The sequence below is a fragment of the Streptomyces sp. NPDC058284 genome, from assembly GCF_042881135.1.
Classification (GTDB): Bacteria; Actinomycetota; Actinomycetes; order Streptomycetales; family Streptomycetaceae; genus Streptomyces.
Genome location: NZ_JBHVYE010000021.1, coordinates 1 through 21,625, shown reverse-complemented (window position 1 = coordinate 21,625; position 21,625 = coordinate 1). Strand labels below are relative to the sequence as shown.

The window sequence follows — 21,625 nt, the reverse complement described above, 5'->3', positions numbered from 1 at the left end:
AGCCCGTCCGGCGATTGAGGACGAACTCGGCGAAGCCGGTGATCGACGGCCACCCCGGTCGGCGGAGCCGGAATTCTCGGGAAGGGGCGGGATCGGGGAAGGAACCGCCGGAGGCACGACGCCCGCCCCCACCAACCCGCAGAGGACCCCATGACCACCACCCTCATCACCAACATCGCCAGCCTCGTCACCAACGACCCCGCGCAGGGAGACGGCACCCCCATCGGCCTCCTCACGGACGCCGCCGTCGTCCTGGACGGCGAGAAGATCGCCTGGGTGGGCCCGGCCGCCGAGGCCCCCGCGGCGGACCAGACCCACGACGCACAGGGCCGAGCCGCCATCCCCGGCTTCGTCGACTCCCACTCCCACCTCGTCTTCGCGGGCGACCGCACCCAGGAGTTCAACGCCCGCATGTCGGGCCGCGCCTACTCGGCGGGCGGCATCCGTACGACGGTGGCGGCGACCCGCGCCGCGACCGACGCGGAGCTGGAGGCGAACGTCACGCACTACCTCCGCGAGGCGCTCCGCCAGGGCACGACCACCTTCGAGACGAAGTCGGGCTACGGCCTGACCACGGAGGACGAGTCCCGCGCCCTGCGCATCGCGGCCCGCCACACCGAGGAGGTCACGTTCCTCGGCGCGCACATCGTCTCCCCGGAGTACGCGGAGGACCCGGCGGCCTACGTGGACCTCGTCACCGGCGAGATGCTGGACGCCTGCGCGCCCCACGCCCGCTGGATCGACGTGTTCTGCGAGAAGGGCGCGTTCGACGGCGACCAGGCGCGCGCGATCCTGACGGCGGGCAAGGCGAAGGGCCTGCACCCCCGCATCCACGCGAACCAGCTCTCGTACGGCCCCGGCGTCCAACTGGCCGTAGAACTGGACGCCGCATCGGCCGACCACTGCACCCACCTCACCGACGCGGACGTCGACGCCCTGGCCCAGGGCGACACGGTCGCGACGCTCCTGCCCGGCGCGGAATTCTCGACCCGCGCCGAGTGGCCGGACGCCCGCCGCCTCCTGGACGCGGGCGCGACGGTGGCCCTCTCCACGGACTGCAACCCCGGCTCGTCCTTCACCTCCTCGGTCCCCTTCTGCATCGCCCTGGCGGTACGGGACATGGGCATGACCCCCGACGAGGCGATCTGGTCCGCCACGGCGGGCGGCGCGGCGGCCCTGCGCCGCGACGACATCGGCGTACTCCGCGAGGGCGCGCGCGCCGACCTCGCCCTCCTGGATGCCCCGAGCCACGTCCACCTGGCGTACCGGCCGGGGGTGCCGCTGGTCGGCGAGGTGTGGCGTGGAGGTACGCGAGTCAAATCGGATAGGTGATTCATCGCTCAACGAGAGAGGCCGTCAGCGGGGGCCACCTTCGCGGGTGGCCCCTTGCTCTCCGTCAGGCGGGCAGTTCGCCGCGGCTGACGGCGGCGACGAAGGGGGCCCATGCGGTCGCCGGGACGACGAGGACGGGGCTGCCCGTGACCTTGGAGTCGCGGACGGGGACGATGCCGGGGAGGCAGTCGGCTACCTCGACGCATTCGCCGCCATCCCCGTTGCTGTGGCTGCTCTTGCGCCAGCGGGCGGCGCCGGGGAAGTGTTCGGCTACCTCGACGCAGTCGCCGCCGTCCCCGTTGCTGTAGCTGCTCTTGCGCCAGCGGGCGGCGCCGGGGAAGTGTTCGGCTACCTCGACGCAGTTGCCGCCGTCTCCGTTGCTGTGGCTGCTCTTGCGCCACACAGCGGTGCTCAAGTCAATCTCGTGGCTTGCCATTTCGGTAATCCTCAGCCGCATCCTCGATCATGGCGAGGGACGCCTCCGGCGGCAGTGCGGCGGCCCTGAGCCGATCGTATGCCTTCCGGTACGGCTTCACGAGGGCCGGATCGTCAACGCACTGGCCGTGATACGGGCCCTCCGTGTACATGAGGGGAGGCGCGTCGTCGAACTCCATGAACATGAGCGACAGCCCCATGAACGGCCGGGTCGGAGCGTTCCACAGGAGGATCTGTGGAACGATGCGGCGTCGCTTCGCCAACGCCGCGATGCGGTCCAGCTGTTCGGCCATCTCCTCCGCCGGGATGATCGGCTCACGCAACAGGGACTCGTGCAGGATCGTCCAGTACTCCGGTTTCTTCGGGTCGTCGAAGAGCTTGGCCCGCTGCAACCGCGCGTTGATCTTGGCGTCGACCTCCTTCGGGAGGTCCAGCGGATGCGTGGAGTGGATGACCGCTCGCGCGTACGCCGTGGTTTGCAGCAACCCGGGGATGAGGGTGTTGTTCCACTCCTCGATGAGCCTCGCCCGTGGCTCCGCCTCCGCAACCTGCGCAAAGTACTCCGCATGCGCGCCCTGCCGCGCCTTCCGCACGTCCCCGCACCGCCGCTCGAAGAAGCCGTCCGTCCCCAGCAGCTGATCCACATGCCGAGCCAGTTCCACCGGCATCCGCCGCTCGCCCCGCTCGATCTCGCTCAGGTACGACGCCCCGAAGTAGCTGCCCTCCACGGTCTCCTGGAGCGTGCGGCCCGCCGCCTCGCGTTTCCAGCGCAGCTCCTTGCCGTAGAAGGCGGGGACACTCGCCGAGCCGTCGATGTCCTTGCGTGCCGCCACAGTTGACCGCCTTCCACACTTCGCGCAGTGGAGCTCAAACCCCTGTCACGCTACGCCACCCCACGCCACTGTGTGACTGAACCATCACAGAGAGCACGGAAGGGTGTACCCCGCGATGAGAGACCCCGCCCCCGACTTCGAACTCGCACTCCTCGCCGTCCCCAAGGCGGTCCCCGAGCTTCGCCACACCCTGAGCGGGCACCCCTACGGCCCGCACCCCGACGTACAGCTCTGCGTCAGTGAGTTGCTCAGCAACGTGATCCGGCACCTCGGCGAGGGCACCCCCGTGACCGTCCGCCTCACCGGGACGCGGAGTCGGATCCGCGTGGCCGTCACCGATCCCGATCCCCGCGCCTGGCCCCTGCTCCGACGCGCCGGCGGCGACGACGAGACGGGCCGCGGCCTGGCCCTGCTCGACGCCGTGTCGCTGCGGTGGGGCGTGGAGCAAGGGCCCGACAGCAAGACCGTGTGGTGCGAGTTGGAGGAGGGGTGAGGGCGTGACCGGCTCCTTCCGGCTTCGGGGCGGGGCACGTCGGGTGGCGGAAATGGTCCGGGTCGCGGGTGAGGCGGGGCAGGGGCTCCGCCGGGGGTGCCGGGCGGCTCGGGCCGTGCTCCGTGCGCGGCGGGGGTGCGTGTATGCGTGCAGGCCACCGGGGGGTCGGCGCCGCCGCCGGGGACGCCCCCCGCTTCCACGGCCGGCGTCCGCCCGCGGCCGCGGCCTGGGCCCGGTGTGAAGGTCTGGGGTGGCTGGGACGCCCGGCCTTGGCCGGAATCACATGGGGTGCATGGCCGGTAGGGCATGGCAGCCTGGAAAGGACGTCCACGCATGTCTTACGGGGGAGGCACGGAGTGGGGACCGACAACGTCGTGAGGACCCGGCACCGCGAGGTCACCGTGCTGGTGACGGAGGACGACACGCTCGACCGGAAGGCCTTCACCCGCCTTCTGCAGCAGGAACCGGGGCTGCGTCTGGTCGGCGGCGCCGGGGCCAGGACCGATGTGGTGCGCGAGGCCGCCCGGCTCACGCCCGACGTCGTCCTGGTCGACCTGGAGCGGACCGAGAACGCCCTGGAGACCGTGGCGGCCCTGCGCAGACGCTGCCCCTGCGCCCGCTGCATCGTCCTGACCACGGCGGGCGACGTGGCGCAGCTGCGCAGGGCGGTGGCGGCCGGGACGCGCGGCTTCGTCACCAAGGCCGTGTCGGTCACGGGGCTGCGGGAGGTGATCCGGCGGGTCATGGCCGGGGAGTGCGTGCTCGATCCGGAGCTGTCCGTACGCGCCCTGCTCACCGAGCGATGTCCCCTCACGCCGAGGGAGTGCGAAGTCCTCGGCGTCTCGCGGCGGTTGGCGACGGTGGCCGAGGTGGCGGCCGCCGTCTCGCTGTCTCCCGGCACGGTACGCAACTATCTGTCCCGGGCGATCACCAAGACCGGCGCCCGCAACCGTCACGAGGCCGCCGCCGCTGCCGCCCGGCTCGGCTGGATCTGAGAGCCTGTCCGCCCTCGAGGCGACGGGGAGAAGGTGTAGCGGGGGGCGCCGGGCAGGGATCGTTGCCCCCGCCCCCACCCCCTCACCCGAGTTCAGGCAACACCTCCCCGCAGAACCGCTCCACACACCCCCGCGCCACCGCCCCGCCCACCGCCCCGAAGTCCACCTGCCACAGGAAGCCGTCCACGTCGAGGATGTCGGCGATCTGGTGGATGCGGTCCGTGACCCGGTGCGCGCCGCCCACGACCGCGCCGCCGAGCGTGCGGAACGACTCGGGGGTCATCGCGCGGATCGCCCGGCTCATCCCCGTATAGCCGCGGTAGTCCGTGGACACCGTCGACGTCCACGCGTCGGCCGACTCGGCCCACACCCGCAGGTAGTGGGCGAGCAGCGGGTCCGCCGTCGTGAAGGCCGCGCGGTCGTCCTCGCCGACGTACAGCGGCAGGGACGCGAGGACGCGTGAGCGCCCGCCGGGGTGCCCGGCCTGCTCGAAGCTCTCCCGGTACACCGCGATGTGGTCGGCCATCTCCTCCAGCGGGGTCAGCGCCGGGGTGACGAGCAGTCCGTGGCCCTCTTCGCCCGCCCAGGCGAAGCTCGAACGGGAGCGGACCGCCGCGATCCAGGTCGGCGGGTGCGGGGACTGCACCGGGCGGGGCAGCGCCGTCGCGTCGGCGAACCGGAAGAACGGCGTGTCGGTGGCGACCTTCTCCTCGGTCCACAGGCGCCGGACGGCGTCCACCGTGGCGACGAACCGTTCGCGGCTGCCGTCCATGGGCACGCCGAACGCCTCGAACTCGTACGGCAGGTACGCGCGCGCGAACCCGACGTCGAGCCGTCCCCCGCTGAGCGCGTCCACCATCGCCGTCTCCGAGGCGAGCTGGATCGGGTGGTGGAAGACGGGCAGGACGCAGCCGGTCATCAGGCGGATCCGGGTGGTGACGGCGGCGACGCTCGCCAGGAACGCCAGCGGGCTCGGACAGTAGCCGCCGTACGCGCGCAGATAGTGCTCGGTGATCTTCACATGGCTGAGCCCGGCCTCGTCGGCGTACCGGCTGAGGTCGAGCAGCGTCCGGAAGTACTCCGGCGCGGGCAGCCCGCGGGGTTCGGCATCGGGAAGGAACGACAGACCGTGCTCCATGGCGGATGTACCTGACCCTTCTCACTCCACGCGGTGAATGACGGCGCGCACACGATGACGGCACGCGCCCGATGACGGCACACGTCAGATGACGGCGAACACGAAGAACACGACGTGCGCCACGACCAGCGGCGCCACCTCCGGCACCGCCCAGAACACCAGGCCGTGCACGACCCCCATCACGACGCCGCCCACGACGGGGAACATCGCGCCCTGCCAGGAGGACATGAAGAACGCCTGCATGACGACGAACAGCACGACGGAGGTGGAGAGCGCGACCGCGGGGCCCGCGTCGCGCAGCCAGGTCAGCGCGATGCCGCGGAACACCAGTTCCTCCGAGGCGACCTGGACCCCGGTGAGGCCGAGGGCCGCCCACAGCGGCAGCACCTTCAACGCGGTGAGGTGGTGGCGGATCCAGCCGCCGCGCGAGCGCCCGAGCCAGGAGCGCAGGGAGAGGCCGTGGTCCTCCCTGGCCCGCGGACGGACGGCCACGGCCGAGTGGGCCGCCACGCCCGCCGGGACAGGAGCCGGTCGCGCCCCGGCCCCCCGCGCCAGCCTCACCTCGATCAGCGCCCGGCAGATCAGGGAGCCGATGGCCAGTTCGCCGACGCCCAGGAGCGCGCCGAGGCCGAGGAGTTCGGGCCGGGCGAGGCCACTGACGACCATGCCGGGCGGGATGCCGGTCACCGCGAGGAGCGCCGCCACCACGACGACGTGGCTCGCCCCCGCCGCCGCCAGTTCGAAGACGTCCGCGCGCTGGGCGGTGCCCCAGCGCGCCGGGCCGAGCCGGGTCACGGCCGCCAGGTGCCGCACGGCGCGGAACAGCACGGCCTTGCCGAGCCAGTAGTAGACGACCACGACCGAGACCAGGACGAGGACGCGCAGCGGCGTACTCATCGCGTCGTCCCCCAGGCCGAGGCGGCGGGTCGGGCGGGGCGGGCCGCCGAGGGGCGCGCCCGGTGGTAGCGCCAGACCAGGGTGTTGAAGAGGGCGTGGCCGATGACGGCGGGCAGGACCGTTCCGGTGAGCAGCACGGCCGCCGTGCACAGCGCGGCGAGCGGCAGCTTGGAGAGGACCTGGCCCCAGCCGAAGAACACGTGGGAGACGGCGAAGACGAACTGGACGCCGAGGACCGCGGCGACCACGACGACCACCGGGCCCGCCCGCAGCGCGAGGCCCAACAGGGCGCCCCGGTAGACCAGTTCCTCCGCCACCGCCACCGCGAGCAGCAGCGGCAGCCGTACCCGCAGGTCCGCCGAGGTCGGCGCGAAGTCGTTGCGCGCCTCGATGAGTCCGGTGCGCCGCCCGGCCGCGGCGGCGCCCCCGACGGCGACCCCGGCGGGCCGCGCGTGCCCCGAGCGCAGCGCCACCGGCCGGTTGTCCCGTACGGAGTGCCCGGCGCGCCGTCCCCACCACCGCGTCACGGACCGGTCGGCGCCCGTGGCCGCGTACCCGACGAGCGGGCCGAGCAGCAGACCCGCCGCGAGCCCCGCCCAGCCGGCGTCCCGCACGGGCTGCAGCACGCCGGTCCCGAGCAGTGCGGCGCCCCCCGACACGGCCAGCGCGCACACCCCCAGGTGCAGGCCGAGCATCGGGAGGCGGCGCAGGCCCGCCCAGCGGGTGTGCAGGTGGGAGGCGACGGTCATCGACGCGAGGCCGAGGACGACCACGGTGGCGGCGAGCAGCGGACGCGTATCGGCCGGAACGGCACCGGTCAGCTCCGGGGAGCGGATCAGTTCAGCGGAGCGGATCAGTTCAGGGGAACGGATGAGGGACATGCCGCTGGAACCCTCCGTAGGCCGAGAACCGGGGATGCGCCGCCGTCGGGGCGCTGGGCAGCGGGAGCGTGAGCAGGTCGGGGCTCCAGAACCGGGCGACGACGAAGCCGAGGTCGGCGGCGTCTACGGTGGTCAGATCGCCGCAGTAGAGGCGTTTGCCGGTGTCGTGGAAGGCGCGGATGAGGGTGCGTACGGACGTCTCGGGGTCGGGGGAGCCCGGGTCCGGCGGCAGGTCGTCGGCGCCCGCCTCCTCGCAGTCGCCGTAGCGCGCCTCGACCACGCGGGCGCCCTTGGGGGACGCGGCGAGGACGACGTTGCTCTCCAGGTCGAAGATCGCCTCGTCGCCGGGGGCCACGCCCGCCGCGTGGTCCTGGACGCTCGTCCAGGTCGCGAGCGCCCGCACACCGACGCCCTCCAGGAACGCCTTGTACATGGCGGGCTCCAGGGACACGTCGGCGCCGAGGCCGACGGCGACCGCGGGGATCTGGCCGCCCGGCTCGCGGATCAGACAGGCGACGGTGAAGCCGGGCAGGTCGGCGCTGGGCAGCAGGTGGAACTCGGGCTGCCCGCCCAGGGGATGGCAGTGCCGGGCGACGAGGCGGAACAGCGCGGCGCAGCGCGCGCCGGGCCGGATGCGCACCGACCTGGTCCCGCCGTACCAGTGCCCGACGGCCGCGTCGATCTGCACCATCTCCTGGAGCGCGCCGAGCGCCGCCTTGTGCGGGTCGGTGTGCGCGGCGGTGCCGGTGGTGACGGCGGGCTGCACCCAGGGCTCTCCCTCGGCGTCGCGGATCACGTAGCCGACCGTGGTGAGCTGGGCGGGCACCCAGGTGTCCGTGCCGTCGCGCAGGCAGGTGAAGCGGCTCCAGCCGAGCGGGTCGGCGGGGCGCGGGCGGCGGAAGGGGAACCCTTCGGTGGCCAACTGCTCTTTGGTGTACGGGAGGTAGGAGCCGACCGGGAAGTGCGGTTCGCCGGCGAGTTCGGCCTCGGTCGCGAACCGGACCGGGAACGCCCCGCTCACGGCGGCGACGTACCCGGCGTAGCGCTCCACGACCTCACCCAGGGTGCGGATGTGCGACTCGTACGGGCGGACCCCGTAGCCGCCGATGTGGTAGCTGCCCAGCTTCGGGCGCGGCTGTCCGCGCAGGACGTGTACGCCGGTGAGGTCGCCGCCGGAGACCATCAGGCGGGGCGCGTACCGGGGGCGGGTGAGGAAGCCGAGCTGGGGCATGAGCCCGCACAGCGGTGCGTGCATGCGGCGGCGCAGGCGCCTGGTCTGCACGTCGGGCGGCTCGACCAGGCGCAGGCCCGAGGCGGTGCGCAGCTCAGGCATCGATCCACCGCCTGACGTCGAAGTAGACCTCGGTGCCGTCGCGTTCGGGCACCGCGCCGCAGGACGGGCAGCCAGGCAGCCTGAGCACTTCGGAGTAGACCATCTCCATCGAAGGCAGGTAGACGCCGAGGACCTTGCCGACCGTGCTGGTCATGCCGGTGACCGCCATGTTCAGCGCTTCGAGTGCGGTGTGCGAGGCGAGCAGCGAGGACAGCACGCCGGTGCCGCCGTCGCCGTGCTCGGCGCCGGGACCGTCGGACGCGGCCAGGGCCTGCTTGTAGCGCTGGTAGGCGGCGCCCTCGCGCAGGTTCATCACCACGCGGGTCTCGAAGCAGGTGAAGCAGGCCGTGCTGTCGGGCACGAACGTCGGGCCGACCAGGAGCATCGGGCCGTCCAGCGCCGCCTGGATCCAGGGGGTGCCGAGCGCGAGCGCGACCCGGTTCAGGACGGCGAGGCGCAGCGGGTGCACCGCGTCGCCGACGTGGACGAGGAGGCAGCCCCGCCAGTCCTCGAACCGCTCCACGAACCGCTCGAAGGCGAGGCCGTCCTCCAGGACGTCGAGCGGGCACTGGTCCAGCAGCCGCAGCTGTTCGGCGTGTTCGCCGGGCATGGAGACGGTGAGCTCCTCGTGGGCGCCGAGCAGCCCGGCGACCTGCGCCGCCGCCGCGCCGCCCAGGACCCGTACGGCGGGCAGCGTGGCCTGCTCGACGCGTCCGCCCGCCGTGCGGTCCACGTACGCGTCGAGCGCCGTGGACGGGCCGTGCTCCAGGACGGCGAGCTGGTCCAAGTGGTCGATGAGCGCTTCCAGTTCGGTGCGGGTGACGCCCGCCTCCTTGGCGAGTCCGGCCCGGTCCCTGGTGCCGTCGAGCCCGCCGACGAGGGTGCTGAGGCGGCCCGCGCCGCTGTGGTCGACGAGCGTGATGGACTGCGGATTCCATACGCCGGAGCGCAGTTCCACCGTGTCGCGGTCGTGCGGGACCACCGAGTAGACGGACTTGATGCGCACGGTGCGGCTGGTACGTCGCGTGGACACGGACTTCTCCTCCCGGTCGGGTCAGCCCATGAGTGCGGCGGCAGTCACGGACAGATCGGTGCGCCCCTGCCGGGGCGCGTTCAGGTACTGCAGCTCGATGAAGGCGTCGGCGATGTCGCCGGGAGGCAGCCGGAGGCCGTCCTCGTCGCGCACCACGGTGGTGACGGAGGCGAAGAAGTCCAGGAGGGTGCGGCAGGCCCGCTGGTCCATCACCTCGTCGAACGGGCGCCCGGTGCGCCGCTCCCACCACTCCCGGCGCGCGCCCTCGTACGTCGTGAGGGACTGGTAGAGCAGGCGGGGCGCGATGGCGGCGGAGGCGAGCGCGTACTCCTCCTCGAAGGCGAGCGGGTCGCGGTTGTAGTCCAGGAGGCGCCCGCGGGCGTGCGAGAGGTAGCGGCCGCCGAGCACCGAGGTGGCGCCCGAGCCGAAGCCGGCCCAGTCGGAGCGGAGCTGGAAGTAGGCGAGGTCGCTGTGGCAGAGGTGGTCCGGCGTCCCGAAGTGGCTCATCGCGTACTGCGGGAAGCCCGCGTCGACGAGGAGTTCGGCGCCCACGGCGTACCCGCGCTTCTGCTCGTCGCGGTCGATGTGCCGGTTGCCGCGCCCCAGTTGGCGGCGCATCACGGTGCCGTGCGCGGGCCGGTAGGGGTACAGCGCGACATGGGTGAGAGGCAGGTCGAGGGCGGTGCGTACGGCGTCGCGGGTCTCGGCGGGCGGCTGGCCGGGGAAGCCGGTGATCAGGTCGATGCTGATGTCGTCGAACCCCGCGTCGGCCGCCTCCTGGACGATGCGCCGGGCCTGGCCCGCGTCGTGGCTGCGGCCCAGGGTGCGCAGCCGCGCGTCGTCGAAGGACTGCACGCCGCTGCTCAGCCGGGTGAAGCCGACCTCGCGGAAGGCCGCGAGCTTCTCGGGGTCGAGGGTCTCGGGGCTGCACTCGATCGTCGCCTCGCGCAGCCCGGCGCGGAGCGGGAACGCCTCGTGCAGCGCCGCGGCCACCTTGGCGATCTCCTCCAGGGTGAGGATGGAGGCGGTGCCACCGCCCCAGTAGAGGATGTTCGGCCGGTAGCCGGCGGCGGCCAACGCGGCTCCTCGCTCGGCGAGTTCGTGGCAGAGCGCGTCGATGTAGCGCAGCCGCGGCTGGTCGGTCTCCTTGAGCAGCAGCTCGGCGGTGGGCACCTCCGTCACCCAGTCGCAGAAGTGGCACTTGGAACGGCAGAACGGAATGTGCAGGTATACGAGGAGGTCCCGGCCCGCGCCGGGCCCTTCCGCGCCGCCCGCCCCGACGTCGCCGTTCACTCCAGCCTCCCCAGGACCACCGAGTGCACGGCCGCCCGCAGCACCCCGTCGATGCCGAGCGCTGCGTGCAGCTCGTCGTCGACGAAGCTGGCGCAGTCGGTCGAGCCCAGGCCGAGCGAGGTCACCGCGAGATGCATGTTCTGCGCGATGGCGCCGGCCTCGTGCAGCACGAAACGCAGGCCCCGCGGCCCGTACTTGCGCATGCTCCGCCAGGGGCTCGCGACGAGCAGCACGAGCGCCGCCGCGGTGTCGAAGGCGATCGCGGTGCCCGGGGTGGTGAAGGCGTCGAGGATGCGGTCGACGCCGGCCTGGCCGTCCTCCCTGACCAGCACGTCGCGGACCGGCTGGTAGCGGTAGACGCCCACGTCCAGGCCGCTCACGTCGAGCGCGACGACGTGCAGGGCGAGGGGGAACAGGCCGCCCCCGCTCGGCGCGGTACGGAAGCGGAACGTCTCGTGGCCGCCGCGCAGGAGCTCCACGTCGGCCTCCGCGGTGAGCCCGTCGGCGAGCCGCAGTACGGTCGCGAGCTCGGCCGCGGTGACGGGATCCCCGCTGTAGCGGCGTACGCTGCGCCGCCGCATCAGGGCCTCGCCGAGCTCCATCGTGGCCGCGACGGAGGCGGGCAGCTCGGTGCGCTGGTGGGTGGCGACCGGGTCGTCGTCGAGCTGGGCGAGCGTGGTGACCATGGCGTCGCCGAAGTAGTCCGACGCGGACAGGACGCCCTCGCGGTCGTGCGCCCGCAGCCGGCTGGCCGTCAGGAACTCCTCGGCGACCCGGCTGCCGGACGCCGCGGCCGGTTCGGCGCCGAGATTGTCGAACCTGAGCTGGTGCGTGCGTACGCCCACCGCCCGTGACTCGGGCGCCAGGACGCGATAGGCGTTGATGCCGAGGCTGAACTGGGTGAGACCGGAATCCTCGTTCATGCGGTGGGCCCTCCTGACCGGTGCCGCTCAGCCGTCCCGGTCGTCCCGGTCGCCTGCTGCGCCGACCGTCTCGGTGTCGAACATCTCGGTGGTGGCGGGCACCCGCCGGGCGAGCGCGATGGACTGGTCCTTCAACTGCTCCTCGCTCACCGGGTTCGCGTACGCGCCGAGGGCGAACGTCGCGTGCGCCCACTCGCTGAGCTCGACGATCCCCATGCGGTTGCCCTCGGCGTCGTGCAGGCTCGCGCCCCGGCCCATCGAATCGCCCGCCTCACCCCGGTAGAAGGGGCTGTCCCGGAATTGGTCGCGGAACTCGTCGCGAATTCTGCGGGGGAGGGGAAGGTCGTACGGACCGGCGACGACGGTACCGCCCGCCGCGGTCCAGGACGCGAGCGCGGCGTCGATGTCCTCGACGGCGAACATCACCGTCACGCCCTCGCCGGGGAAATTCCGCTTATTGACGGTGAGGAGTATCCCGTCGCTCGACACCGGCGCGTGGAAAGATATCTGGTCGGGCGAGAGCGAGCGGGCGAGCCGGAGCCCGAGAAACCCCTCGTAGAACTCGATTCCGGCGTCGACGTCGTCGACGGGCACATTGATGATGACGGGTTTGGGAATCATCTCTCTCCTTCCTGCGGCGAACGGGGCGCCCCTGGAGGTGCCGGGCCGGACCCGTGCGCCCGGCACCCCTTGTCGCTCACGCCAGCGGGCGCACCACGGCCCCGCAGGACGTGGACGTACAGCCTGCGCAGCAGGAGGACGCCCCGGGCACCACGACACCGAAGGCGGCACCGTCGGCTGCGGACACCAGGCCCGGCTGCAGGGCCGAACTGCGGTGCTCGACAACGATCACGCTCTCGATCTTCAAGTGAATTCACCTCCCGGATCATTTATCGGAGAAGCGCGGAACGCGAATGGGGATTGTTCCGCACAAGTTCCCAAAGTATTGGAAGCGGAGAGCTCGCCTGTCAACGGAGGATTCCAGAGGGTGCGTCATCAATTACCGATGACAAATGTCATGGGAAATCGATTCCGCGCCTTTTGTATAAACGATCTACTGCTACTCTGGCGCAGCTCGGGACGTCGGAACGTCGGAACAGGGCGAGGGGCGAGGATGGCGGCGGCAGATGCTCTGGTGCGCGTACGCGATGTCGACGTCATCCGGCGGCGCGGCGGAGACCGGGTACGGGCCCTGTCCGGGGTCGGCCTCGACATACGGCGCGGCGAGCGGGTGGCGCTGCTCGGCGCCAACGGCGCGGGCAAGACGACGCTGACCCACGTCATGCTGGGCCTGCTGCGGCCGAGCGCGGGCACCGTCGAGGTGCTCGGCGGCCCGCCGGGCCCCGCGCTCGCGGCGGGCGAACTCGGCGCGATGCTCCAGGAGTCGGGCCTGATGCGCAACGTCCGCGTCGGCGAACTCCTCACCCTGGTCACCCGGTTGTACGCCCGGCGCAGCGCCGATGAGGTGCTGGCCGAGTGCGGCCTCGGGGAACTGCGCAAGCGGCAGGTGACGCAGCTGTCGGGCGGCGAGCGGCAGCGCCTGCGCCTCGGACTCGCCCTCGCGGGGCTGCCGCGGCTGCTCTTCCTCGACGAGCCCACCGTCGCCCTCGACGTGGCGGCCCGCGCCCGCTTCTGGGAGATCCTCGACGAACGCGCCAGGAACGGCGCGACGGTCCTCTTCACCACCCACTACCTGCACGAGGCCGAGCGGTTCGCCGACCGCGTCGTGGTGCTCAGGGCGGGACGGATCGTCGCGGACGGCACGGTCGCCGCGCTGCGCTCGGCCTTCACCGAGAGCCGCATCTCCTTCCGCACGGACGAGCCGCTGCCCGACGGGATGCTGCGCGGCCTGCCCGGAGTGCGCACCGCCGAGAAGCACGACGACGGCACGCACGTCCTGACGACCGCCGACAGCGACGCGACGCTCGCCGCGCTCTACGCCAAGGCCGGCGGCGCGGCCGGAACCGTGCCCCGCCGCGTCGCCCTCACGTCGGCGTCCCTGGAGGACGCCGTCGCCTCCCTGCTCGAAGAGGAGCGCTGACGTGCTGCGTTACGCGAAGCTGGACACCCTGTGCCTCATCCGCAGCGGCTACTTCCTCACCTTCTCCGTGCTGTTCTCCGCGGGCTTCTACCTGATGTTCACCGTCGTCGCGTCCGACGCCATCTCGGACAGCCCGCACTTCGCCCGCGACTACATGCTCTCCATGTCGGTGTCCGGCGCGTTCTTCGGGGCGCTGAACGGCGCGGGCATCCGGCTCGGCGCGGAACGGGGCGAGGGCTGGGCCCGGCAGATCCTCCTGACCCCGCTCTCGGGCCGCGCCTACCTGGGCGCCAAGGCCCTCACCGCGTGGCTCGCCACCCTGCCCGCGACCGTGGTGGTCTTCGCCCTCGGCGCGTCGGTCAACGACGTGTCGATGCCCGCCGCCGACTGGCTCGCCGCCCTCGCCGTCATCTGGGGGGCCAGCGTCGTGTTCGTGGTCGCGGGGCTGGCCGTCGGCCTCCTCGCGGTGGGTGAGGCCGCGCAGTTCACCTGCCTCGGCGTGTTCTTCCCGCTGGCGCTGCTCGGCGGCCTCTGGTTCCCGCTCGACGACTTCCCCACGGGCCTGCGCCGGGCCGCCGACTACCTCCCGACGCACTGCCTCGACCAGTTGGCCGCGGCCGTCACCCCCGGCGGCGCGGGCACGCCATGGCTGCGCCCGCTCCTGGTCCTCGTCTGCTGGGGCGCGGTACTCGGCGCCCTGGTCCTGAGCCGTTCGCGGGCGGCGGTGCTCGCCCGGGTGTGAGGTCGAGCCGCGGGGGCAGGGGAACGATGAGGGGCCCGCCTGTTTCAACAGGCGGGCCCCACAGAGCCGTTCGAGCACGGCAAGCCGTTCGGGCGCGGCGCGGCGAAGCGGCGGCGCCGCTTCACTCCTCGACCGTCAGTCCCTTGCGGAGCTTGACGAGGGTGCGCGAGAGCAGGCGCGAGACGTGCATCTGGGAGATGCCGAGCTCCTCGCCGATCTCGGACTGCGTCATGTTGGCGACGAAGCGCAGCGAGAGGATCTTCCGGTCGCGCGGCGGCAGTTCGGCGATCAGCGGCTTCAGCGACTCGATGTACTCGATGCCCTCGAGGCCGTGGTCCTCGTAGCCGATGCGGTCCGCGAGCGCGCCTTCGGAGTCGTCCTCCTCGGGCTGCGCGTCCAGCGAGCTGGCCGTGTAGGCGTTGGACGCGGCCATCCCCTCGACGACCTCGTCGTTGGAGATGCCCAGGCGCTCGGCGAGCTCGCCCACCGTAGGGGCGCGATCGAACTGCTGGGCGAGCTCGTCGCCCGCCTTGGCGAGGTCCAGTCGGAGCTCCTGCAGGCGGCGCGGGACCCGCACCGACCAGCTGGTGTCGCGGAAGAAGCGCTTGATCTCACCGACGATCGTCGGCATCGCGAACGTGGGGAATTCCACACCGCGGCTGAGTTCGAAACGGTCGATGGCCTTGATGAGGCCGATCGTGCCGACCTGGATGATGTCCTCCATCGGCTCGCTGCGGGAGCGGAACCGGGAGGCCGCGAACTTCACGAGGGCGAGATTCAGCTCGACCAGGGTGTTGCGGACGTACGCGTGTTCGTGTGTGCCTTCCTCGAGCGACTCGAAGCGCTCGAAGAGGGTCTTGGACAGGGCCCTCGCGTCCAGCGGCCCCACCTCGTCGTACGGCGGGATCTCGGGCAGCCCGGAAAGGTCGTGGAGTTCTTCCACGGCGTCCGGGGCGGGCAGGGCTTCGTGGGCGGGGCCCGGGATCGCGGTTGCGGAGCGGTGCGGCGGGAGTGTCGACGTCGCCTGGTCAGTATGCGATTCGTCGAGCCGGGGTGACATGGTGTCCTCCATCGTTCTCGGCATATGGCTGCCGATGCCAATACGTGCACTGCGGTGTGCGGCGCCTCCAAAGCCGTCCGTGTCGATTGCTGTCTCTACTACCCCTACCCGCTTCCGCGCGTCAGTCGCAAGTGCGTTCTGCGCCGAAATGTCCGAATTCGGGGGGATGTTCGGGTACCCCGGACGGCGGCGAGGGCGTAATGTTCAAGGGCGTCATCAACAGCCACGACGGTCGGAGAGAGTGACGATGGACCGCGGGACGGTCGGCAGTACGCACAGGGGCCGGCTTCTGGTCGAAGTGCGAAAGACGGGCACGAGTGCCGTCGTGACCCCGGCGGGTGAGCTGGATCACCACACCGCCGATGTGTTGCGCGAACCACTCGAGAAGTGCCTGGAAGATGGGTACGCGCGACTTGTCGTCGACTGCTCGGGTCTTGAGTTCTGTGACTCCACCGGGCTCAACGTCCTGCTCGGCGCGCGCCTCAAGGCGGAGGCCGCGGGCGGCGGGGTCCACCTGGCCGGGATGCAGCCGGTGGTGGCCAGGGTCTTCGAGATCACCGGCGCTGAGGCCGTCTTCACGGTCCACGAAACGCTCGAGGAAGCGCTCGGTGAGTGAGTCCGTGAAGGTCACGCGCGAAAGTTACGCGGCAGTTGTCTCTGCGTGATCAAGGCGTTACCAGCGTCACAAGGACCGCGCCGAACAAGTGGGTGTTCTCACGGTTCGTCCGGGCAGGAGAGACCTGGATCCGTCGACAACGGACCTCACGTCAACAGTCAGAACGGCAAGCAGCCGATGTCCCCTACTCGCCCAGAGTTCTCTACTTCTCCAGAGTCCTCAGCCCTCTTGTCGGTGAGGTGAAGCGCTGATGAGCACCACCCGGCCTTACTCGCCGGGCGACCGCGGCCCGGAGCCCGAGGCCGTGGTCGCGGAAGCTCCTGCGGACCGGGTCTCCGGAACGCCCGCGGGCCGCCAGGTCCGCAGGCTGAGCCTGGACGGCGCGAGCGGCATCGTGCCACTTGCCCGCGACTACACCCGTGAGGCGCTGCACGCCTGGGGCTGGCTGCCCGCGGAAGGCGCCGACCGGCGCGCCGCGGCCGAGGACGTCCTCCTCGTCGTCTCCGAGCTGGTCACCAACGCCTGCCTGCACGCCGAGGGGCCGGACGAGCTCTGGCTCTCCAGCGACGGCAAGGTGCTGCGTATCGAGGTCACCGACCGCGGCACGGGCCAGCCCGCGCCGCGCACCCCGCACCGCGCGGGGCGGCCCGGCGGGCACGGCATGTTCATCGTCCAGCGACTCTGTCTGGACTGGGGCGTCGTCCGGACCCCCGGGGTCGCGGGCAAGACGGTATGGGCGGAGCTGGGGGCGCCGGCCTAGTCCCTCGTATGCGGCGGTCGCCCGCCCTCGGGCCGCACACCACAGCCACGCCCGGTTTCACGCCGCGCACACGCCGCCGTTACCCGCGGTTCGCACACGCGCCGGATCACTACGGATCCGGCGCGTCCTTTGTCTTCCCTCGACAAGGCCCCGGGCGTACCTTGAGCGCCCAATCTGATGTGCCGTCAGCAACACAGGCAACTCCGCACCGCGGCACGCCACGACCGGCATGAGGGGACAACGAGGTGTCGCACACGAAGAAGTCGGCCGCGCTCGCGCTTGCCGCCGCCCTGGCCGGCGGCTCAGCGGTGCTGCTGGCCGCCCCCGCCGCGCAGGCCACCGTCCAGGACGTCAACTACCAGTGCAAGACGCCCATCGGCAACAAGGGCGCCGTCTCGCCGATCGACATCAAGAGCGTCAAGAGCGGCAGCGCCTACAAGCTCACCATGTCCTTCCAGAAGGGCGTCTCCTCCAGCCCCGTGGAGCTCGGCAAGGGCGCGATGAAGCCGAGCGCGGTGATCAAGGTGGGCGGGGCCGACAGCGGCAACGTGCCGGTCTCCGGCGCGCCGAACTCCGCGGCGATCCCCGCCAACACCCCCATCAAGATCAGTGACCTGTCGGGCACGTACACGCCGAAGAAGAGCGGCAAGGTCACCTTCACCGCCGGGGTCCTCACGATCAAGGCACTCGGCACGACCACGACGTGCACGCCGTCCAACAGCCCGAAGCCGTCCCTCGAACTGGACGTCAAGGGCTCCGGCGGCTCCGGCGGCTCGGGCGGTTCCGACTCCGGATCCGGTGGTACGACGGGTGGCTCGACCGGCGGCTCCGGCACCTCGGGCGACTCGAACAGCGCCCCCTCCGGCGGCGAGCTCCCGCAGACCGGCCCCGCGGACTCCGCCGTCGCACTCGGCACGCTCGGCGGCACCGTCCTGCTCGCCGGCGCGGCAGGCACGCTCTGGCTGACCCGCAGGAACCAGGCGGCGCGTTCGCGGTAGACCGGGCAGCGCCGGCCGGAAGACACGGGTTCACGCGAGGAGATCAGGGAGCCGCCGATGCCGCCGAAGCCGCCCATGCCGTCCTCAGCACGGGCCGGAGCACGGGCCGCGGTGCGGGCCACAGCGGGGGCCGTACTGTGTGCCGCCGCCCTGGTGACGACGGCCGCGGCCCCCGCGCTCGCGGACGGCGGCGGCTCCGCGCAGTGGTCCGTCGCACCCTCCACGGGCAGCGGCGGCGGCGCGCGCCCCGCGAAGGACGGGCGGCCCGCCTTCTACGCGGAGGGCGCCCCCGGCACGGTGCTCCAGGACACCCTGTCCGTCACCAACCCCGGCCCGGAACCCCGCACCGTCACCCTGCGGGGCGCCGACGCGGACAACACCGGTTCCGGGGCGGTCTCCATCACCCCGGCCAAGGGCAGGCCGAAGGAGACCGGGGCGTGGCTCACCTTCGCGGAACGGCGGGTGAAGGTGCCGCCGCGGACCCGCGCCGAGGTGCCGTTCACGGTCACCGTCCCGGCCGACGCGCTGCCCGGCGACCACCCGGGCGCGATCGTCGTGAGCGGCGGCGGCCGCACGGTGGGCGTGCGCGTACACCTGAGGGTCGGCGGACCGACGCTCCCGGCGCTCACCGTGGAGCGCGTCAAGGTCGACGGTGACGCAGGACGCGTCACGTACGACCTGGTCAACCGCGGCAACACCGTGCTGACCCCCAAGCTCGCGGTGCACGCCGACGGTGTCTTCGGCACGCTCATCGACCGCCCCGCACGCACACTGCCGGTCGAGCTGATGCCCGGCCGCCGGGTCTCCCTGACCGAGCCGTGGCGGGATGCTCCCGCGCTCGACGCGGTCGACGTCGAGCTGACGGTCACGGCATCGGGCGGCGCCCGCGACAGCGCCACGGCGTCGGCCCGTTTCGTGCCGTGGGGTGCGGTGGCGGGCGGGGGCGCGCTGATGCTCGGCGTCGCGGGCGCGGTGATCGCCCTCGTACGTGGACGGAGGCGGCGCCTTCAGGAGTCCGGGCCGGTGACCGACCGGGAGAACAGCGGGGGCGCGGACGGTACGGACGGTACGCGGGAGATGGCCCGAGCGGGGACGGGAGAGGGACTGTGAACGGGAAGAAGAGGCAGGCCGGGCAGGCCGGGCACAGCGGGCGGGTCGGTCCGGCCCTGCTGGCGCTGCTCGCCGTGCTCGCCGTGCTCGGCTTCGCGCTGCTGCCGACGCAGGCCTCCGCGTCCGCGTCCGCCGCCGACGACAGGCCCGCGCCCACCGTGCGGCTCTCGGCGTCCCAGGCGGGCAAGGGCGGCTCCGTCACCGTCAGGGGCGCGGGGTGGCGGCCCGACGCCCTCCTGATGATGCTCGTCTGCGGTCGGTCCGAGCCGGGCAGGGGTGTCGTCGGCGGCACCAACTCCTGTGCCAATTCCGAAGGACGGGCCGTCACCACGGACGCGGACGGTGCCTTCCGCAGGAAGCTGCCCGTGGCTGAGCCGCCCGAGCCCTGCCCCTGCGTCGTCCACGTCGCGACGGTGACGGGGGAGAAGCAGCAGGTCGACGCCGTACTGAAGGTCGCGGGGCATCCCGTGAAGGCGCTGCCCGAGCAGGCGGGCGGCGGCAGGCTCACCGTTCTGACGGACACCGGCCTCGAAGGCTCAAGCGGGGTCCTGACCTGGTTCGGCGCCCCGCCGCAGCGCAAGCTCGCATTCACCGTGGGCAACGTCGGCCAGGCCCCCGTCAAGGACCCGGTATTCCAGGTCGGCACCTCCCACGGCGTGTTCGCCCCGCAGTGGGAGGAGCAGCAGTGGCGCGGCACCATCGCGCCCGGCGAGAAGGCGCGGATCGAGCTGCCGGTGGAGCTCTCGGCGGGCACGCACGGCGACTACCTGGTCTCGCTCAAGTTCGGCGGGAGGGTGCTGGCCGAGCAGCCGTGGGGGGTGGGCCGCCCCTGGGGCGTGACGGTCTTCTGGATCCTGCTCTGCGTCGTGGTGCCCGCGGCCGTCTTCCGCGTCGGCATGGTGCTCGTCGACCGGCTCCGCCCGAACCGGCGCCGCGGCTCGCACACGGGACGCCACCGCACCGGGCGGCTGGCCGAACTCGCCCGGCGGCTGCCGCGGTTGAGGCTCCCGCAGGGGGCGGTGGAGGCGGACCGGCGGGCCCGTACGCGGCAGCCAGGCAGCCCCGGCACGAGCGCCCCCGCCCCCGGCCCCGCCACCGGTCCCGGCGCGGGGGAGCCGACGACCGCCGCGCTGCCCTGGTTCACCCCCGACACAGACCCCGGCGCACCCGCGGGCCGGCTCTCCGCACCGTCCGACAACAGTCCGACGAAGGGAACCACGTGATCACGCATCGACGGAGAGCGGGCGCGGCCTCGGTCGCGCTCCTGCTGGGCGGAGCGGGCGGCATGCTGCTGTCCGCCGGCCCCGCCCGGGCCGCCGAAGTCGCCTACAAGACCGAATGCATACCCCCGTCGATCTCCGGCCTGCCGCCCGTGCACGGCACGACCAAGGCGGAGATCACCGCGCCTGCCACGGCGAAGGTCGGCGACGAGGTCGACATCGTGTGGAAGACGACGCAGGCCGCGTCCAACAACCCCGACGTCCTCGATCTCGACAAGGACACGGTGAAGCCGACGGGCACGATCAAGGTGACGGGCGGGCAGAGCGGAGACCTCGCGGTGGCGGGTGAGCGCGTCAACCCGCCCATCAAGAAGAACAGCCCGATGCTCCTGTCCGACATGAAGGGCAAGCTGAAGCTGACGGCGCCGGGCGAGGTGACGCTGACGCCGGACGCGTACGACATCAACGTCAGCAAGCCGATCTCGACCGACACGAAGTGCAAGCCCGAGGAGCAGGTGAAGCCGGGCGTGACGATCAAGGTGACGGCGGGCGGGGGGAGTTCGGGTGGCTCGGGCGGTGGCTCGGGCGGTACCGCCGGGTCCTCCGGGGGTACGTCCGCGGGTGCCTCCGGCGGCGGCACGTCCAGCGGTGGCGGTACGTCCAGCGGTGGCGGTACGTCCGGTGGTGGTACGTCCGGTGGTGGTGGTGGGCAGACCGACTTCCCCGGCAAGGAGGTCCAGACCCCGTACAAGTGCAAGACGCCCATCGGCGACAAGGAGGCGACGTCGCCGGTCCAGATCAACGCCAAGAAGAACGGCGGGAGTTACGGCCTGACGGTGCAGTTCAAGAAGGCGGTGATGGATAGCCCGGCGGACATCCCCGCGGACTCCGTGAAGCCGTCGATGGAGGTCGCGCTGGGCGGCGCGGACAAGGGGACGGTGCATGTCGAGGGCCCGACCAACAAGGCGCCCATCAAGTCCGGTGACCCGATGACGATCCCCGACCTGACCGGCACGTACAAGCCGGGCGCGGACGGGAAGTCGACGCTTTCGCCGGGCGTCCTGACGGTGAAGGCGCTGGGCACGACGACGACGTGCACGCCGACCAAGAGCGAGGTCTCCCTGGAACTGGACACGGCGGCGCAACCGGGCGGCTCCGCCGCGGGTGGCTCGACCACGGGTAGCTCGACCACGGGTGGCGGTTCCACGTCCAGTGGCGGTTCCACGTCGGGTGGCGGTTCCGCGTCCGGTGGCGGCCTCGCGGAGACCGGCGCCGAGCACGACGGCGCGCTCCGTGCGCTCGGCCTGGTCGCCGGCACGGTGATCCTCCTGGGAGGCGCGGTCTTCACGTTCCTCCCCAGGCGCCGGGGCACGCTTCGCTAGCGCTTGGCGGGTGCGGGTAGTACGTGGCTGGCCGCGCAGTTCCCCGCGCCCCTAGGGGGGCCGGCGGGTGGGGCCCCGCCGGGGGGGGGGGGGCGGCGCGGGCGACCCCC

23 protein-coding genes are annotated in these 21,625 nt (G+C 72.4%); 11 read left to right on the top strand and 12 right to left on the bottom strand.

All coding sequences use genetic code 11. The features are described 5' to 3' along the window. The first annotated feature begins 150 nt into the window (after positions 1-150). Positions 151-1,332: an imidazolonepropionase gene (gene hutI / locus ACFVYR_RS26365; protein WP_384255588.1), complete on the top strand. Its 1,182-nt coding sequence runs from the start codon at positions 151-153 to the stop codon at positions 1,330-1,332. Positions 1,333-1,396: 64 nt separating this feature from the next. Here hutI and ACFVYR_RS26360 read toward each other — a convergent pair whose 3' ends face one another. Both ACFVYR_RS26360 and ACFVYR_RS26355 read right to left on the bottom strand, forming a co-directional pair. Further along, positions 1,397-1,747 (bottom strand): DUF397 domain-containing protein, encoded by a 351-nt coding sequence (locus tag ACFVYR_RS26360; protein ID WP_384255590.1) that lies wholly within the window; start codon positions 1,745-1,747, stop codon positions 1,397-1,399. 1 nt (position 1,748) lies between these two features. Beyond that, complete coding sequence (locus ACFVYR_RS26355) at positions 1,749-2,600, bottom strand: helix-turn-helix domain-containing protein (protein ID WP_384255592.1); 852 nt, start codon at positions 2,598-2,600, stop codon at positions 1,749-1,751. Between the two features lie 115 nt (positions 2,601-2,715). Between ACFVYR_RS26355 and ACFVYR_RS26350 the strand changes: the two genes are divergently transcribed. Both ACFVYR_RS26350 and ACFVYR_RS26345 read left to right on the top strand, forming a co-directional pair. After that, positions 2,716-3,093, top strand: a complete 378-nt coding sequence (locus tag ACFVYR_RS26350; RefSeq protein WP_384255594.1) for an ATP-binding protein — start codon at positions 2,716-2,718, stop codon at positions 3,091-3,093. A gap of 356 nt (positions 3,094-3,449) precedes the next feature. Next, positions 3,450-4,088: a response regulator gene (locus ACFVYR_RS26345; RefSeq protein WP_384255596.1), complete on the top strand. Its 639-nt coding sequence runs from the start codon at positions 3,450-3,452 to the stop codon at positions 4,086-4,088. Between the two features lie 82 nt (positions 4,089-4,170). Here the strand turns inward: ACFVYR_RS26345 and ACFVYR_RS26340 are convergent, their stop codons facing one another. The 9 genes from ACFVYR_RS26340 to ACFVYR_RS26300 form a co-directional block, all read right to left on the bottom strand. Then, entirely contained in the window at positions 4,171-5,226 is a 1,056-nt protein-coding gene (locus ACFVYR_RS26340; RefSeq protein WP_384255598.1) for an LLM class flavin-dependent oxidoreductase, read from the bottom strand. Positions 5,227-5,310: 84 nt separating this feature from the next. Then, on the bottom strand, positions 5,311-6,123 hold the full coding sequence (locus tag ACFVYR_RS26335) for a type II CAAX prenyl endopeptidase Rce1 family protein (protein ID WP_384255601.1): 813 nt from the start codon (positions 6,121-6,123) through the stop codon (positions 5,311-5,313). Beyond that, positions 6,120-7,004 (bottom strand): CPBP family intramembrane glutamic endopeptidase, encoded by an 885-nt coding sequence (locus ACFVYR_RS26330; protein WP_384255603.1) that lies wholly within the window; start codon positions 7,002-7,004, stop codon positions 6,120-6,122. The genes ACFVYR_RS26335 and ACFVYR_RS26330 overlap by 4 nt, the downstream gene beginning before the upstream one ends. Further along, on the bottom strand, positions 6,982-8,337 hold the full coding sequence (locus ACFVYR_RS26325; protein WP_384255606.1) for a YcaO-like family protein: 1,356 nt from the start codon (positions 8,335-8,337) through the stop codon (positions 6,982-6,984). Before ACFVYR_RS26325 ends, ACFVYR_RS26330 begins: the two co-directional genes overlap by 23 nt. After that, positions 8,330-9,370, bottom strand: a complete 1,041-nt coding sequence (locus tag ACFVYR_RS26320) for a TOMM precursor leader peptide-binding protein (RefSeq protein ID WP_384255608.1) — start codon at positions 9,368-9,370, stop codon at positions 8,330-8,332. The genes ACFVYR_RS26325 and ACFVYR_RS26320 overlap by 8 nt, the downstream gene beginning before the upstream one ends. A 21-nt stretch (positions 9,371-9,391) precedes the next feature. Next, positions 9,392-10,663 (bottom strand): coproporphyrinogen-III oxidase family protein, encoded by a 1,272-nt coding sequence (locus ACFVYR_RS26315; RefSeq protein ID WP_384255610.1) that lies wholly within the window; start codon positions 10,661-10,663, stop codon positions 9,392-9,394. Next, positions 10,660-11,586 (bottom strand): SagB/ThcOx family dehydrogenase, encoded by a 927-nt coding sequence (locus tag ACFVYR_RS26310; protein ID WP_384255613.1) that lies wholly within the window; start codon positions 11,584-11,586, stop codon positions 10,660-10,662. The genes ACFVYR_RS26315 and ACFVYR_RS26310 overlap by 4 nt, the downstream gene beginning before the upstream one ends. Positions 11,587-11,613: 27 nt before the next feature. Next, positions 11,614-12,207 carry a VOC family protein gene (locus ACFVYR_RS26305; protein ID WP_384255616.1) on the bottom strand — a complete coding sequence of 198 codons (594 nt, stop codon included), beginning with the start codon at positions 12,205-12,207 and terminating at the stop codon, positions 11,614-11,616. A gap of 76 nt (positions 12,208-12,283) precedes the next feature. Continuing rightward, positions 12,284-12,454 (bottom strand): hypothetical protein, encoded by a 171-nt coding sequence (locus ACFVYR_RS26300; protein WP_157877838.1) that lies wholly within the window; start codon positions 12,452-12,454, stop codon positions 12,284-12,286. A 246-nt stretch (positions 12,455-12,700) separates the two neighbouring features. Between ACFVYR_RS26300 and ACFVYR_RS26295 the strand changes: the two genes are divergently transcribed. Both ACFVYR_RS26295 and ACFVYR_RS26290 read left to right on the top strand, forming a co-directional pair. Next, positions 12,701-13,627, top strand: a complete 927-nt coding sequence (locus ACFVYR_RS26295) for an ABC transporter ATP-binding protein (RefSeq protein ID WP_384255619.1) — start codon at positions 12,701-12,703, stop codon at positions 13,625-13,627. A 1-nt stretch (position 13,628) separates the two neighbouring features. Further along, on the top strand, positions 13,629-14,369 hold the full coding sequence (locus tag ACFVYR_RS26290; protein ID WP_384255621.1) for an ABC transporter permease: 741 nt from the start codon (positions 13,629-13,631) through the stop codon (positions 14,367-14,369). Between the two features lie 121 nt (positions 14,370-14,490). Here ACFVYR_RS26290 and ACFVYR_RS26285 read toward each other — a convergent pair whose 3' ends face one another. After that, positions 14,491-15,429 (bottom strand): RNA polymerase sigma factor SigF, encoded by a 939-nt coding sequence (locus tag ACFVYR_RS26285; protein ID WP_384255640.1) that lies wholly within the window; start codon positions 15,427-15,429, stop codon positions 14,491-14,493. A 247-nt stretch (positions 15,430-15,676) separates the two neighbouring features. On the opposite strand from ACFVYR_RS26285, the gene ACFVYR_RS26280 reads away from it, so the two are divergent. From ACFVYR_RS26280 to ACFVYR_RS26255, 6 genes are all read left to right on the top strand, one after another. Beyond that, positions 15,677-16,045, top strand: coding sequence for an STAS domain-containing protein (locus tag ACFVYR_RS26280; protein ID WP_384255623.1), 369 nt, complete (start codon positions 15,677-15,679; stop codon positions 16,043-16,045). A gap of 250 nt (positions 16,046-16,295) precedes the next feature. After that, positions 16,296-16,805, top strand: coding sequence for an ATP-binding protein (locus ACFVYR_RS26275; protein WP_384255626.1), 510 nt, complete (start codon positions 16,296-16,298; stop codon positions 16,803-16,805). 245 nt (positions 16,806-17,050) lie between these two features. Continuing rightward, positions 17,051-17,803, top strand: coding sequence for an LPXTG cell wall anchor domain-containing protein (locus ACFVYR_RS26270; RefSeq protein WP_384255628.1), 753 nt, complete (start codon positions 17,051-17,053; stop codon positions 17,801-17,803). Positions 17,804-17,860: 57 nt separating this feature from the next. After that, entirely contained in the window at positions 17,861-18,913 is a 1,053-nt protein-coding gene (locus tag ACFVYR_RS26265) for a hypothetical protein (protein WP_384255630.1), read from the top strand. Between the two features lie 65 nt (positions 18,914-18,978). Continuing rightward, positions 18,979-20,136 (top strand): hypothetical protein, encoded by a 1,158-nt coding sequence (locus tag ACFVYR_RS26260; RefSeq protein ID WP_384255642.1) that lies wholly within the window; start codon positions 18,979-18,981, stop codon positions 20,134-20,136. Positions 20,137-20,198: 62 nt separating this feature from the next. Beyond that, complete coding sequence (locus tag ACFVYR_RS26255; RefSeq protein WP_384255645.1) at positions 20,199-21,515, top strand: hypothetical protein; 1,317 nt, start codon at positions 20,199-20,201, stop codon at positions 21,513-21,515. The last annotated feature ends 110 nt before the right edge of the window (positions 21,516-21,625 follow it).